At 68.0% G+C, this 13572-nt stretch carries 17 protein-coding genes and 1 tRNA gene; 11 read left to right on the top strand and 7 right to left on the bottom strand.

The window, feature by feature from the left end; genetic code table 11:
• The first annotated feature begins 3 nt into the window (after positions 1 to 3).
• Positions 4 to 77: transfer RNA gene (locus ABUW04_RS27095), tRNA-Thr, on the top strand.
• Between the two features lie 243 nt (positions 78 to 320).
• On the opposite strand, the gene ABUW04_RS27090 is transcribed toward ABUW04_RS27095, so the two are convergent.
• Positions 321 to 671, bottom strand: a complete 351-nt coding sequence (locus ABUW04_RS27090) for a DUF6193 family natural product biosynthesis protein (protein ID WP_380566911.1) — start codon at positions 669 to 671, stop codon at positions 321 to 323.
• A 150-nt stretch (positions 672 to 821) separates the two neighbouring features.
• On the opposite strand from ABUW04_RS27090, the gene ABUW04_RS27085 reads away from it, so the two are divergent.
• The 3 genes from ABUW04_RS27085 (at position 822) to ABUW04_RS27075 (ending at position 2909) form a co-directional block, all read left to right on the top strand.
• A complete protein-coding gene (locus tag ABUW04_RS27085; RefSeq protein WP_380566910.1) occupies positions 822 to 1352 on the top strand; it encodes a hypothetical protein in 531 nt (176 codons plus the stop codon).
• 166 nt (positions 1353 to 1518) lie between these two features.
• Complete coding sequence (locus ABUW04_RS27080) at positions 1519 to 1908, top strand: protein NO VEIN domain-containing protein (RefSeq protein WP_380566909.1); 390 nt, start codon at positions 1519 to 1521, stop codon at positions 1906 to 1908.
• 332 nt (positions 1909 to 2240) lie between these two features.
• On the top strand, positions 2241 to 2909 hold the full coding sequence (locus ABUW04_RS27075; RefSeq protein WP_380566908.1) for a DUF6159 family protein: 669 nt from the start codon (positions 2241 to 2243) through the stop codon (positions 2907 to 2909).
• Here ABUW04_RS27075 and ABUW04_RS27070 read toward each other — a convergent pair.
• The 5 genes from ABUW04_RS27070 to rpmG all read right to left on the bottom strand — a co-directional run bounded on the left by ABUW04_RS27070 (position 2887) and on the right by rpmG (position 6688).
• Positions 2887 to 3360, bottom strand: a complete 474-nt coding sequence (locus tag ABUW04_RS27070) for a nuclear transport factor 2 family protein (protein WP_380566907.1) — start codon at positions 3358 to 3360, stop codon at positions 2887 to 2889. The genes ABUW04_RS27075 and ABUW04_RS27070 overlap by 23 nt on opposite strands.
• A gap of 43 nt (positions 3361 to 3403) precedes the next feature.
• Positions 3404 to 4036, bottom strand: coding sequence for a TetR/AcrR family transcriptional regulator (locus ABUW04_RS27065; protein WP_380566906.1), 633 nt, complete (start codon positions 4034 to 4036; stop codon positions 3404 to 3406).
• 32 nt (positions 4037 to 4068) lie between these two features.
• Positions 4069 to 5499 carry an MDR family MFS transporter gene (locus ABUW04_RS27060; RefSeq protein WP_380566905.1) on the bottom strand — a complete coding sequence of 477 codons (1431 nt, stop codon included), beginning with the start codon at positions 5497 to 5499 and terminating at the stop codon, positions 4069 to 4071.
• Positions 5500 to 5605: 106 nt separating this feature from the next.
• A complete protein-coding gene (nadE, locus tag ABUW04_RS27055; protein WP_380566904.1) occupies positions 5606 to 6448 on the bottom strand; it encodes an ammonia-dependent NAD(+) synthetase in 843 nt (280 codons plus the stop codon).
• Between the two features lie 75 nt (positions 6449 to 6523).
• Complete coding sequence (gene rpmG, locus ABUW04_RS27050; RefSeq protein WP_030255668.1) at positions 6524 to 6688, bottom strand: 50S ribosomal protein L33; 165 nt, start codon at positions 6686 to 6688, stop codon at positions 6524 to 6526.
• Positions 6689 to 6873: 185 nt separating this feature from the next.
• Between rpmG and ABUW04_RS27045 the strand changes: the two genes are divergently transcribed.
• The 7 genes from ABUW04_RS27045 (at position 6874) to kdpC (ending at position 13142) form a co-directional block, all read left to right on the top strand.
• Positions 6874 to 7146, top strand: coding sequence for a GlsB/YeaQ/YmgE family stress response membrane protein (locus ABUW04_RS27045; RefSeq protein WP_380566903.1), 273 nt, complete (start codon positions 6874 to 6876; stop codon positions 7144 to 7146).
• A 50-nt stretch (positions 7147 to 7196) separates the two neighbouring features.
• Positions 7197 to 7367, top strand: a complete 171-nt coding sequence (locus tag ABUW04_RS27040; RefSeq protein ID WP_030255664.1) for a hypothetical protein — start codon at positions 7197 to 7199, stop codon at positions 7365 to 7367.
• 272 nt (positions 7368 to 7639) lie between these two features.
• Complete coding sequence (locus ABUW04_RS27035; protein WP_051725448.1) at positions 7640 to 8257, top strand: hypothetical protein; 618 nt, start codon at positions 7640 to 7642, stop codon at positions 8255 to 8257.
• A 343-nt stretch (positions 8258 to 8600) separates the two neighbouring features.
• Positions 8601 to 8690: a K(+)-transporting ATPase subunit F gene (gene kdpF, locus ABUW04_RS27030; RefSeq protein ID WP_037595652.1), complete on the top strand. Its 90-nt coding sequence runs from the start codon at positions 8601 to 8603 to the stop codon at positions 8688 to 8690.
• 2 nt (positions 8691 to 8692) lie between these two features.
• Positions 8693 to 10357 (top strand): potassium-transporting ATPase subunit KdpA, encoded by a 1665-nt coding sequence (gene kdpA, locus ABUW04_RS27025; protein WP_380566902.1) that lies wholly within the window; start codon positions 8693 to 8695, stop codon positions 10355 to 10357.
• Entirely contained in the window at positions 10357 to 12495 is a 2139-nt protein-coding gene (gene kdpB / locus ABUW04_RS27020) for a potassium-transporting ATPase subunit KdpB (protein WP_380566901.1), read from the top strand. Before kdpA ends, kdpB begins: the two co-directional genes overlap by 1 nt.
• 17 nt (positions 12496 to 12512) lie before the next feature.
• Positions 12513 to 13142, top strand: coding sequence for a potassium-transporting ATPase subunit KdpC (kdpC, locus tag ABUW04_RS27015; protein ID WP_380566900.1), 630 nt, complete (start codon positions 12513 to 12515; stop codon positions 13140 to 13142).
• Positions 13143 to 13181: 39 nt separating this feature from the next.
• Here kdpC and ABUW04_RS27010 read toward each other — a convergent pair whose 3' ends face one another.
• On the bottom strand, positions 13182 to 13535 hold the full coding sequence (locus ABUW04_RS27010; RefSeq protein WP_380566899.1) for a nuclear transport factor 2 family protein: 354 nt from the start codon (positions 13533 to 13535) through the stop codon (positions 13182 to 13184).
• Positions 13536 to 13572: the final 37 nt, after the last annotated feature.

Here is a 13572-nt window from a genome sequence, read left to right as displayed (position 1 = left end):
CACGCCTCCTTAGCTCAGCTGGCCAGAGCAACGCACTTGTAATGCGTAGGTCGTCGGTTCGAATCCGACAGGGGGCTCACATCGAAGCCCCGGTCAGATCGCTCTGACCGGGGCTTTCGTGGCTATCGGAGCCGTCTGCGGCGGAGAGCGCGAGCGTTTCTCGCGGCGCTGGTCTCAGTTTTCACCTGGGGCCAGACCGCGCCCCCATGCAGCGTGCCGCCTCTTCGGCCGGCGCAGGCCCGATCCATGTTGTGTGGGACGACGGCAGACTGGACGGCAACTGGGAGGGCCTGTGGGTTCTGTGGGAAGCGGCTTCTATGTCACCCGCCGACGGGTGGACCCACGCCATCCGGGAGGTTGGCCACAAGCAGGGCAGCCGCTTCTTCGGGAGTGCGTGTTTCACCCAGCAACCGCTCGTAGCGCGTCGCGTAGACCTTGTATCCGGGGTTGCTGGACACGATGAAGGGCAACTCCTCCTCTCCCAGGTCAAACGGCCACGGCGGCGGGGCGAGCCGCATGAACTTCAGGCAGCCGTGTGACGGAAAGGGGAACAGGGCACGCAGCCGGGGCTGTTCGTAGGCTGCCTGCACAACCAGCGGATCACCCTGGCGTCCTTCCGTGCGTTCCAGCAGACAGCGCCAAGCGGTGGCGATGTCAGGGGCTTCGGGCATGACATGATCTTCGTTCCCAAAGCCATTCGAGACAAGCGCCCAGGCTCAACCTGGGCCGTGCGAGGCAGACCAACGTCGCCCAACAACGACCACCGTCGTCGGCTCTCCCGCGGCTCAGGATTCCGCCCCAGGTCGAGATCGTCCGTGGGGTTGACGGCGGTAGTATCCGGCGTGCTCATACCCTGGCGATCCAGCGTCGACGTGTTCGCTCAGATCATGCGACGTCACGGCCTGGATCCTGATGCCGTAGACAATGTTGAGACAGCCTGGGTCGCGTTCGGAGAGTTCCTCCAGACCGGTGTCGATGGAATTCAAGGCCCCGATGAAGATGGCGACGGGTTCATCGTGGAGTGGGGGAGGTGGGGGTGGAACGATCATCGGCCAGCACTTTCCTTCGGTCGCCAGTTGGCCGTGAGCGACTCCGGCGACCGGGGTGACCCGTACTGGCAGCCGGACTACTGGAAGGTCGACCTCCAGATGAGCTTCGCTCCCGACCCCGCTTGGGACGATCTCGAGCGCGTCCCCTTCCACGACACGGGATTCGACTTCAAGGAGATCGGACCGTTGAGGACTGCTGCGCTCGTGGAGAGTCGCAGCTTCGTGCAGTCATATCCACAGCTCCGGGCCATGTGGCAGGGGCGACCGGTGCACAGTTGTCTCATGTTCGAGCAGGCGGGGTAGAGACAAGACGGCTCAGGCGCCCGACAGTTCGAGCCGCAGCACCCGCGCTGTCGGCGTCGTCAGCCTGAGCAGGTCAGCGATGCCATGGCCACATGTTCTTTGGGACGAAGAGGCCGCGGAGATGTCGACGCAGGGCAAGCAACTGTCGGGTCGGGCGGAGAGGGACATGGGCAACCAGGACATCGAGCGCATAGCCATCAACTACGTCATTGCCCTGGAGCGCACGAAAGGCCGCGAGCCCCTGGACGTCAGTACAAAGGGGTACCGGTATGACGTCGACAGTCCGCCTCGCAAGATCGAGGTCAAAGCCTTTGGAGGGTCGGCGCGTGGTGCGTCGATACCCTTTGAGGAGCGGCAGTTGGCCGAGGCGGAGGAGGACCCAGAACACTTCTACGTCTACGTGGTCGACAACGTGGGCCAGCCCGATGGCGCCATGAGTGTGCGAGTGCTTCATGGCCAGGTGCTTAGGGTGTTGATCGAACGAGCCAAGCCGTCCCGCACGTACTGGTCGACCCTCCGAGTAGCTGAGTACGATGCCGCGGAGCGGCTGCAATAGCTCGACCTGTACAGCAGCGAAGTACCGTGACCGTGGCTGTCGTTGGTGCCCTTGTGCCTGACCGGCATGTGCCCCAGCTGGGGGAGTCTGGCAGCAAACCACGGTGAAACCTGGGCGTGTCGGGTCACGAGGAGCGATCCTCCTCCTTGCGCCTTCTCACCGTGCAGAGGTGAGTAGCCCGGTGATCAGAGTTGCTGTAGAACTGTGCCCGCTCGGTTGGCTGATGTGGGTGGGGTATGAGGCTGAAGGTCATTCGGACGGCTGTGAGAGCGTTGCGGCGCAGACCCACTCTGCTGTGCTTCCCTGTCCTCAGCACGGTTGCGGTCGGGCTCGTGGCACTGGTCGCGTGGGTCTTGCCGCTGCGCAGCGTCTGGGAGCGGGCGAGGCACGACCAGGCGCCGACGGCTGGGCAGTACGCAATGCTGCTCCTGGTGGTGGTGTTGGCGTCATGCGTAAGCACCTACTTCAGCGCGGCGCTGCTCCATTCCGTGCATGCCCTGCTGAGCGGCGAGCGACCTGCGGTCCGTGCTTCTCTCGGCGCGGTTCTGCGGCTGCTTCCGACACTGGTGGGCTGGAGCCTGCTCGGCAGCAGCCTGGGCTTGCTGCTGCGCATTCTCGAATCCACGGCAGGGCTGTCGTGGATCTTCGAAATGGCTGGACTCTCCTGGACGTTGCTGACCTTCTTCGTTCTTCCGGTGATCGTCGTGGAACGGAGTGGCCTGTTGACCAGTTTGCGACGATCGCTGGCTCTGGGGCGCCGAGAGCTCGGATCCTGGATCTCCGGGGGCATTCGGTTGTTCATCACGACCCTGCTGGTGCTGGCCGCCGGTGTGGTCGTCATGATCTATGCGGTCGAGTCGGACAGCGTCGCCGTTATGCTCGCGTCGGCAGGCGCAGTGCTGCTGCTGTGGCTGTTGACTGGCATCGTCGTCTCCGCTGCCACGGGCATCTATCGGATGGCGCTCTATCACCGCGCCGTCAGGGCCGGCCGGGCGGGCTGAGGTTCTCCGTTGCTCCGCCGAAGGGGAGGAAGACGGTTCGGGAGGTGAGGAGCCAGGTGGTGTCGGTCCGGCGGAAGGTGTCCTCGTAGTGGCCGACGTTGGTGGGGAGTCTGGGGGGCAGCATGCCGTCGGTGTGGCCGTCGACGCGGTATGTGGCGAAGTACGAGGTCGCGCTTGCCTGTTCGGGGGTGTGCACGGTGACCAGGATGTTGGTCGTCATCCGGCGCGAGAGGCGGTCTGCGGGTCGGGAGCCGAAGTACCTGCGCAGGGCGTCCCGGCCCTCGATCCGGCGGTTGTCGTAGGGCCATTCCCAGACGCCGTCCGGGGTGAACAGGTCGGCCACCGTGCTCGGGTCGCCCAGGTCGAGCCGTCGGAGGAACTCCACGAGCAGTCGCTCGCAGTCACGTTCGGCGAGGAGGCGTTCCATCGGATCGAGCGACTCGGTGTCCATCGCCCATTCCTAGCAGCGTGCCCCACCCGGCTGCGAACGCATTTCAGTGGGTCGGGGGCTGCGGGGTGACCAGGGGGATGAAGATGTCGTCGACGATCTGCCGCAGGACGTGGTCGGGGACCGGTTTGAGGGTCATCATCGCCTCGTTACGGAACAGGTCGAAGGGGAGGTCGACGATCCGGGGGGTGAGTCGGGCCGGGTCGATCTCGCCGCGTTCGACGGCCCGGTCGACGACCTGTCGGACGGCGGAGCCGCGTTGGCTCAGGAACGTCTCGCGCAGTTCGGACGGGGTGGGGCCGGTCTGGTTGTAGTAGCTGCCGAGCATGCTGCTGACCAGGGCCGCCATCGGGTTGCGGGCGTTGTTGGCCTGGCCGAGCAGCGCGAGCAGGTCGCTGCGGAGGGTGCCGGTGTCGGGGACGACGGGCGTGTCCGCGGCGCCGCGGTGGCGGACGGTGTCGCGCAGCAGGTCCTCACGCGTCTTCCAGCGGCGGTAGAGCACGGGCTTGCTGGTCCGGGCCCGGGCGGCGACGGTGTCGATGGTGAAGTGCTCGTAGCCCTCGGCGGTCAGCTGCTCCCACGCCGCGTCGAGGATCGCCCGTTCCAGCTCGGGGCCGCGACGGCGGGTCTGCACGGTGGCGCCGGCCTGCTCGTCGCCGTTCTCCTGGATCTCGCCCATGCCGGTATCTTCGCCGCCCTGCGGACCTGGGTTCAAACCGCCTGCCCTTCCGCTTCGGCGGAAGGGAGCGCGAGCGCGGGGACGAGAGCCGCGACCGTGATGCCGGTGGCCCACCAGAAGGCGCCCTGGAAGGCGCTGGTGGCGCCGTGGACGAGCAGGGACTGGAGGGCGACGGCGACGATGGCGATGCCGAAGGAAGTGCCGACCTGCTGGGCGATGCGGGTGTTCATGGTGGCGTGCGGGATGCCCGCCGGCGGGACGTCCCGGTAGGCGACCGCCATCGGCGGGATGAGCACGGTGCCGATTCCGAGGCCGCGGATCAGCAGTGCGGCGGCGAGCAGCCACTGGCTGGTGTGCGGACCGGCGAGTGCGAACGGCACCGTCGCCGCGGCTGCCACCAGGAAGCTGGAGACGGTGACCGGGCGGGCGCCGAAGCGGGTGACGAGCGTGCCGACGGTGAGGCGGGCGGCGAGCGAACCGATGCCCTGGGGGATGAGCAGCAGCCCGGCGTGCAGCACGCTCTCGCCGCGCAACTGCTGGTAGTAGAGCGGCAGCAGGAACATGCCGGCGTACAGGGCGGCGCCGGCGGTGAACAGGACCGCGGAGGCGCTCCCGAGCGAACGCAGCCGCAGCAGCCGGACGTCGACCACCGACGGCCGGTCGCCGGGCCGTGCGGCCCGGACGGTGAAAACGCCGAGCAGCGCGGTCCCGGCCAGCAGCGGGACGAGCACTCCGGGGTGGCCGACCCCGCCGTCCTGGGAGAGGTTCGAGAGGCCGAGCACGATTCCGGTGAGCGCCGGCGCGAGCAGGAGCAGCCCGGTCAGGTCCAGGCGCGTCCGCGGCGTGCCGGGTTCCGGGCGGTCGGCGGGCAGCAGTCGCTGCGCGAGCACCAGTCCGACCGCGATCACTGGCACGTTGACCAGGAACAGCCAGCGCCAGCTGAGCCAGTTGAGGATCACCCCGCCGAGTACCGGGCCGAGCACCGGCCCGAGCGCCAGCGGCAGGCTGATGGTGGCGATCAGTCTGCTGCTGGTACGCCCGCCGGCGGCCCGGACACCCAGGGTCTGCATCAGCGGGAAGATCAGGCCGGCGGCGAAGCCCTGCAGCACCCGGAAGCCGATCAGACTCGCGTCGTTCCAGGCCAGCGCGCACAGCACCGATCCGGCGACGAAGAGCACCAGCGCCGCCGTCCAGAGGCGTTTGCCGCCCCACCGGCTCTCCGCCCAGCCGGTCACCGGGATCGCGACGACCATGGCCAGCAGGTAGCCGGTGGTGACCCACTGGATGGTGCCGACCGTGGAGTGCAGGCTGACCGTCAGCGTGTGCAGCGCGATGGTGACCATCGTCGAGTCCAGGATCGCCGCGATCCCGCCGACGATCAGTGCGAGCACGGCGTTGCGGACCTGCGGAGTCAGCTTTTCGCTGGTCCCGGCGTCCGTGCGTTCGACCGATGTGTCAGTCACCGCGAACCCCTCTCGGCCAATTGGATACTAGTTAGTATCTTCATATGCGGAGAGGGGCTGCGTCAAGATACCTATTGGTTTCTTAAATCTGCGGAAGGGGCCCGGCTCAGCCGCGCCACCAGGTGTCGAGGGGGGTGACCGGGGCGGTCCGCTTGTGGCGGGTGGCGTGGTAGACCGACTCCACCTTCGCGGCCACTTCGGGGGTGACGTCGGCGCCTTCCAGGTAGTCGTCGAGCTGGGCGTAGGTCAGGCCGAGCGCCACCTCGTCGGGCAGTGCGGGGCGGTCGTCCTCCAGGTCGGCGGTCGGGACCTTCTTCCAGACGCTGGCCGGTGAACCCAACTCCTGCAGCAAGGCCGCACCCTGACGCTTGGTCAGTCCGGTCAGCGGGGTGAGGTCGACACCGCCGTCGCCGTACTTGGTGAAGAAGCCGGTCACCGCCTCGGCCGCGTGGTCGGTGCCGACGACGAGCAGGTTCAGCTGTCCGGCGATCGAGTACTGGATCACCATGCGCTCGCGGGCCTTGATGTTGCCGCGGACGAAGTCCCGCAGCCTGGGCTCGTTGCCGAGCAGCTCCCGCAGCCCGAGCGCCGACTCGGCGGAGACCGCGTCCGCGCTCGGCTTGACGTTCACCGTGATCGACCGGTCGGGCCGGATGAAGTCCAGGGCGATCTGGGCGTCGTGCTCGTCGGCCTGGACGCCGTAGGGCAGCCGAACGGCGACGAAGGTCGCCTCGTGGCCCTCCTCGCGCAGCTCCTCGGCGGCCAGCTGGCACAGCCTGCCGGTCAGCGTGCTGTCCTGGCCGCCACTGATCCCGAGCACATAGCCGGTGGCCGGGGTCGACCGCAGGTACTCCTTGAGGAAGTCGACCCGTTGCCGGATCTCGACCTTGGGCTCGATGGTCGTCCTGACGCCGAGTTCGGCAAGAATCTGTTCCCGTAGGTTCGCCATCTGCCCAACTCTACTGGTCAGGGTGGGTCCGCCCGCCGGCTTCCGACGGGCGGCAGCGTCTCGGTGCTCCTCGCCTCAGCGCTCCTCGCGGAACTCGACGTGGCGGCCGGCGCGCGGGTCGTACTTGCGCAGCACCGTGCGGTCGGGGTCGTTGCGGCGGTTCTTGCGGGTGACGTACGTGAAGCCGGTGCCGGCGGTGGAGCGGAGCTTGATGATCGGGCGCAGTTCGTTGCGGGCCATGGCCGTCCCTTCGTCCTTCTCGTCCTCTGGTGCTGCCGGGCGAAATGGATGTCGTTTCCATCACGCCTACGGTGTCCACAACCGGGGGACGGGTCCGGGCATTCCCGCGCATGGCCCCCGGTTTGCCGGGCACACGCCGGAGTGAACCCGGTTCCGGGTCATCAGGGCTCAATTCGGGAGGCACTGTGCTCTGGCTCGTCCTGCTCATCATCGAAGGCCTGATCATCGGCATCCTCGCCAAGATCGTGGTTCCGGGCCGCAACCCGGTCCCGGTCTGGCTGACCGTCATCATCGGTATCGCCGGTGCGCTCATCGGCAACTGGATCTCCAACTACGTGGGCGTGCGGCACACCAGCGGCATCGACTGGATCCGGCACCTGCTGCAGATCGGGGTCGCCGCGGTGTTCGTGGCGCTGGCCACGCCGACCTATACCGGTCGCGGCAGGGCCCGTCGCTGAGCTTGCGTCACCGGTAAGCGGGCACACGCCGTTCAAGGAGGAGGATGAAAATGGGTTTGGTCATTCTGGTTCTACTGCTCGCCCTGATACTCGGGGGTGCGGGTTTCGCACTGCACGTGCTCTGGTGGATCGCCCTGGTCGTCCTGGTGATCTGGGTCCTGGGATTCCTGTTCCGCGGGGCCGGGACCGGCGGCGGCCGTGGTCGCTGGTACCGATGGTGACCGGCTGAGATCCGGGCAGGAGCTGCAAGCGGGAGGGGTCCGGGGCCGAAAAGGTCCCGGACCCCTCCCTTTCGCGCGGTCCGCCGGGATCACGGACGGCGGCACTTGGGCAGGAGTTCGAAGAAATCCCACGGATGCTCAAAACCGCTGGTCAGGCCAGTCTTTGATGTCCACCGGGGGTGGTTGCACAGGGTTGCCGTCCGGTTGCGGCCCGTGTTGACCCTTTGCAGGGTGAACACGTCAGCTGTTCAACATAAGGAAAGGCATTACCCATGCACGTTTCTCGCAGGGCCAGCCTCGTGGTCGCCTCCCTCACCTGTGGCGCCCTCGCGTTCGGTGCCGCAGGAACGACCATCGCGCTCGCGGAGCAGCCCGCCAGTGGCAGCGCCGTGCACCCCGCGGCGGCGGTCCCCGACACGTCCGCGGCGCTGGCGGTGCTGTCGCAGTTCGGTGCGGTCGGGAAGGTGACCGACGCGGTCACCGCGGCGGCAGCGGCGACACCCGATCTGGCCACGGTGACCAACCTGGTCGCCACCGCCAAGACCGCTCTGGCGAGTGTGGTCGGCACGGCTGCGCCGGCTGCGAAGGCCGGGCACCGTGCGGCGACGCCCGACCCGAACGCCCTGGTCGCCCAGGCCGTGGCCCAGGTCAAGACCGTCCTGGACGATCTGGTCGCGGCCGTGACGTCCAAGGACCCGGCGAAGATCGCGGCCGCTCTGACCGCCGCCGTTCCGGCCGTGGTCAACCTGGTGGCCAGCCTGCTGCTGGGCGGTGGCCTGCCGCTGCCGACCCTGCCCGGACTGCCCCCGGTCTCCCTGCCGTCCCTCCCGGTCTCGGTTCCGTCGCTGCCCGTCGCGGCGCCGTCGCTGCCCGGGGTCCCCGGTCTCTGACGGATCCGCCCCAGTCCCGCAGCCGGGCTGACCGTGTCCTCCGGCACGGTCGGCCCGGCTGCGTCCATGGCCGGGCCGACCTGCCGTGGGCAGGCGGCGTCAAGGGCGTGTCAAGGTTCCGCCAGAGGCCGCAAGCAACGCGTCAACAGCGCGCTAGTACCGGCCTGACATGCGCTTTCCTGGCAAAGCCGGAGTGATGCCGGTACCGGTCGGGAGCCCTCCTGGCAGGTTGGGAACCAGTTGATTCCAGGGGTGCATACCTCATGCTCGACGTGCTTTTTGTCGGGGTGACGATCCTTGTGTTCGCCGTCCTCGCTCTGATCGCCAAGGCGGTGGAGAAGCTGTGAGCGCCGACAACATCGTGGGCCTTGTGGTCGCGGTGGCCCTGGTCGGCTATCTGATCGCGGCTCTCATCCTCCCGGAGAAGTTCTGACCATGAACTCTTCTCTCGCGGGCTTTCTGCAGGCCCTGGCGCTGGTCGGTGCGTTGGCACTGTCCTACCGGCCGTTGGGCGACTACATCGCCCACACGCTCACCTCCCGCAAGCATCTGCGGGTGGAGCGCGGCATCTTCAAGCTGATCGGCGTCGACGGCGACGCGGAGCAGACCTGGGGCGCCTACCTGCGCAGTGTGCTGGCTTTCTCCTTCGTGTCGGTGCTGTTCCTGTACGGCTTCCAACGGCTGCAGGAGCACCTGTGGCTTTCTCTGGGCTTTTCCGCGGTCACGCCGGCGATGGCGTGGAACACCGCGGCGTCGTTCGTGACCAACACCAACTGGCAGTCGTACTCGGGTGAGTCGACGATGGGCCATCTGGTGCAGATGGGCGGACTGGCGGTGCAGAACTTCCTGTCCGCCGCCGTCGGTATCGCGGTGGTGGCCGCGCTGATCCGCGGGTTCACCCGCAACAAGACCGACCACCTGGGCAACTTCTGGGTCGACCTGACCCGCATCGTGCTGCGCGTGCTGCTGCCGATCTCGATCGTGTTCGCGCTGGTCTTCGTGGCCGGCGGGATGGTGCAGAACCTGCACGCCGCCCAGATCGTGCACACCCTGTCCGGTGCCACCCAGTCCATCCCGGGCGGTCCGGTGGCCTCCCAGGAGGTCATCAAGGAACTGGGCACCAACGGCGGCGGCTTCTACAACGCCAACTCCGCGCACCCGTTCGAGAACCCCAACCCGTTCACCAATCTGCTGGAGATCTACCTGCTGCTGGTGATCTCCTTCGCGCTGTGCCGCACCTTCGGCAAGATGGTCGGCAGCCACAAGCAGGGCTACACCATCCTGTCGGTGATGGGGCTGTACTGGGTCGCCTCCGCTGCCCTGATCACCTTCTTCGAGCACCAGCACTCCGGCATCGCCTCGCAGATCGCCGGTGCCGCGATGGAGGGCAAGGAGGTCCGCTTCGGGATCCCCGGCTCCTCGCTGTTCGCCGCCTCCACGACTCTGACCTCCACCGGTGCGGTCAACTCGATGCACGACTCGTTCACGCCGCTGGGCGGCGGGACCGCGATCCTGAACATGATGTTCGGTGAGATCGCGCCCGGCGGCACCGGATCGGGGCTGTACGGGATCCTGATCCTCGCGGTCGTCACCGTCTTCGTGGCGGGCCTGATGGTGGGTCGTACCCCGGAGTACCTGGGCAAGAAGCTGGGTGCGCGGGAGATGAAGTTCGCCTCCCTGTACATCCTGACCACCCCGGCGATCGTGCTGTGCGGGACGGGTCTGGCGATGTCGCTGAAGGCCGGTCACGGCGGCGGGATGAACAACACCGGGCCGCACGGCTTCTCCGAGGTGCTGTACGCCTTCACCTCGGCGGCCAACAACAACGGCTCCGCCTTCGCCGGCATCACCGTCACCTCGACGCACTGGCAGACCGCACTGGGGCTGGCGATGCTGTTCGGCCGCTTCCTGCCCATGATCTTCGTCCTCGCACTGGCCGGGTCGCTGGCCAAGCAGGCACCGATCCCCGAATCCACCGGCACGCTGAAGACCAACACTCCGTTGTTCGTCGGCATGCTCTCCGGCGTGATCCTGATCGTCGTCGGTCTCACCTACTTCCCGGCTCTGGCACTCGGGCCGCTCGCGGAAGGGCTTCACTGATGTCCACCCCCACTCTCCACGACCCGGCCGTCGAGCCGGAGGCGCTGCTGCCTGCGGGTGAGACGGAACACCGGCTCTCGGCGGGTCTGCTCGACCCCAAGCAGTTGCTCACCTCCTTCCCCGACGCGATCAAGAAGCTCGACCCGCGGGTGATGGTCAAGAGCCCGGTGATGTTCGTGGTCGAGGTCGGCTCGGTGCTGACCACCATCTCCGCCATCGAGAAGCCCAGCGTGTTCGCCTGGGTGATCACCGTGTGGCTGTGGCTGACCGTGGTCTTCGCCAACCTGGCCGAGGCCGTGGCCGAAGGCCGCGGCAAGGCCCAGGCCGACACCCTGCGCCGCACCAAGACCGACACCGTCGCCCGCAAGGTCCAGGGCACTTGGGCGCCGGGCGCCACCAATGTCACCGAGGCCGAGGTCGCGGCCACCGAGTTGAAGCTGGGCGACTACGTCGTGGTCGAGGCCGGCCAGATCATCCCCGGCGACGGCGACGTCGTCGAGGGCGTGGCCTCGGTGGACGAGTCGGCCATCACCGGCGAGTCCGCGCCGGTGATCCGCGAGTCCGGCGGCGACCGCTCCGCGGTCACCGGCGGCACCAAGGTGCTCTCCGACCGCATCGTCGTCAAGATCACCTCCGAGCCCGGCAAGACCTTCATCGACCGCATGATCGCCCTGGTCGAGGGCGCGGCACGGCAGAAGACGCCCAACGAGATCGCGCTCAACATCCTGCTGGCGTCGCTGACCATCGTGTTCCTGCTGGCCGTGGTCACCCTGCAGCCGATGGCCAAGTACGCCGGCGCCGAGCAGACCATCATCGTGCTGGTCGCCCTGCTGGTCGCACTGATCCCGACCACCATCGGCGCACTGCTGTCCGCGATCGGCATCGCCGGCATGGACCGGCTGGTGCAGCGCAATGTGCTGGCCATGTCCGGACGCGCCGTCGAGGCCGCCGGCGACGTCTCCACCCTGCTGCTGGACAAGACCGGCACCATCACCTTCGGCAACCGACAGGCTGCCGAGTTCCTGCCGATCGACGATGTGACCGACCGTCAGATAGCGGACGCCGCCCAGCTCTCCTCCCTCGCGGACGAGACGCCGGAGGGCCGTTCCATCGTCGTGCTGGCGAAGGAGAAGTACGGCCTGCGCGAGCGCGTCCAGGGCGAGCTGACGCACGCCACCTGGATCGAGTTCACCGCCCAGACCCGCATGTCGGGTGTGGACCTGGACGAGCCCTCCGGGGTGCACGCGGTGCGCAAGGGCGCGGCCGGATCGGTCGCCGCCTGGGTGCGCGAGAACGGCGGAACCACCGGCCAGGAACTGGAGATCGCCGTCGAGCGCATCTCCAACCGTGGCGGCACCCCGCTGGTGGTGGCCGAGAAGCGCGGCAGCGAGCCTGCCCGTGCCCTGGGCGTCATCTACCTCAAGGACGTGGTGAAGCCGGGGATCAAGCAGCGGTTCGAGGACCTGCGGGCGATGGGCATCCGCACCGTCATGATCACCGGGGACAACCCGCTGACGGCCGCCGCGATCGCGGAGGAGGCCGGCGTCGACGACTTCCTCGCCGAGGCCACCCCCGAGGACAAGATGGCCCTGATCAAGAAGGAGCAGGCCGGCGGCAAGCTGGTCGCCATGACCGGGGACGGCACCAACGACGCCCCGGCCCTGGCCCAGGCCGACGTCGGCGTGGCCATGAACACCGGCACCTCGGCCGCCAAGGAGGCCGGGAACATGGTGGACCTGGACTCCAACCCCACCAAGCTGATCGAGATCGTCGAGATCGGCAAGCAGCTCCTGATCACCCGCGGCGCGCTGACCACGTTCTCCATCGCCAACGACGTGGCCAAGTACTTCGCGATCATCCCGGCCATGTTCGCCTCGGTCTACCCGGGCCTGCGGCACCTGAACATCATGGCCCTGGACAGCCCCAAGTCCGCGATCACCTCCGCGATCATCTTCAACGCCCTGATCATCATCGGCCTGATCCCGCTGGCCCTGCGCGGAGTGCGCTACAAGCCCTCCTCCGCCCAGTCCCTGCTCCGCCGCAACCTGGGCATCTACGGCATCGGCGGCCTGATCCTGCCCTTCGTCGGCATCAAGGCGATCGACCTGATCGTGCAGTTCATCCCCGGACTGCACTGAGAGAGTGTGACGACATCATGGCCAAGCCCCTCCCCACCGCACTGCGCAACCATCTGACCGGTCTGCGGCTGCTGCTGCTGTTCACCGTCCTGTGCGGCCTCGCGTACCCGCTGCTGGTCACCGGGATCTCCCAGGTCGCCTTCTCCAGCCAGGCCAACGGCTCCCTGGTCAAGGGCAAGGACGGCACCGTGGTCGGCTCCTCGCTGATCGGACAGAACTTCACCACCACCTCGGCCGACGGCAAGACCGTCAGCCCCGACCCCAAGCTGTTCCAGTCCCGGCCCTCGGCCGCGGGCGCCGACGGCTACGACCCCACCGCCTCGGCCGGCAGCAACAAGGGCACCAACGACGCCGGCCTGGCCACCACCTACACCCAGCTCAAGGCCGCCATCGCCAAGTTCAACGACGTCAGCCAGAGCCAGGTGCCCCCGGACGCGATCACCGAGTCCGGCTCCGGACTGGACCCCGACATCAGCCCGGCCTACGCCGCCATCCAGGTCAACCGGGTCGCCCAGGCCCGCGGCCTGACCGACGCCCAGGTCCAGGCCCTGGTCGCCAAGTACACCCAGAGCCGCACCCTCGGCTTCCTCGGCGAACCCCGCGTGGACGTCCTCAACCTCAACATCGCCCTCACCAAGATCGGCTGATCCTCGGCAGTGCTGACGGCGACGGCCGGCTGAGGCGGATCAGTCGGTCATCGCCATCCGGTCGATGCCCTCGCCGCCCGGGGAGAGCGTGAAGGTGAGGGTGGACGGGCCGTTGTAGCCGCCGTCGGTGCCGATCGTCACGATCAGCACCGACGGCGGCTGCGTGCTCCGCCGGTGGACCGTCAGCCGGCCGTTCAGGCCGAGGAACTCGCGGTCGCTCCAGCCGCGAACCTGATCACGGCCGACGAACACCCGGCCCCAGTCGTCCACGACGCCGTCGGCGCCGAAGAGTTCGGCGAAGGCGTCGGAGTCCCCTCGGTCGACCGCGTCCAGGAGACGGCGCACGGGGGTCGGCAGGAGCGCGTCGGGCGGGTGGCCGGGGCTGCTGTTCATGCCACCCAGCCTCGCCGAAAGCGCCGTTGCCCGCCCC

The sequence above is a fragment of the Streptacidiphilus jeojiensis genome, assembly GCF_042510965.1.
GTDB classification, from domain to species: domain Bacteria; phylum Actinomycetota; class Actinomycetes; order Streptomycetales; family Streptomycetaceae; genus Streptacidiphilus; species Streptacidiphilus jeojiensis.
The sequence above is the reverse complement of the archived record's forward strand: the minus strand, read 5'-3'. Positions and strand labels throughout refer to the sequence as shown.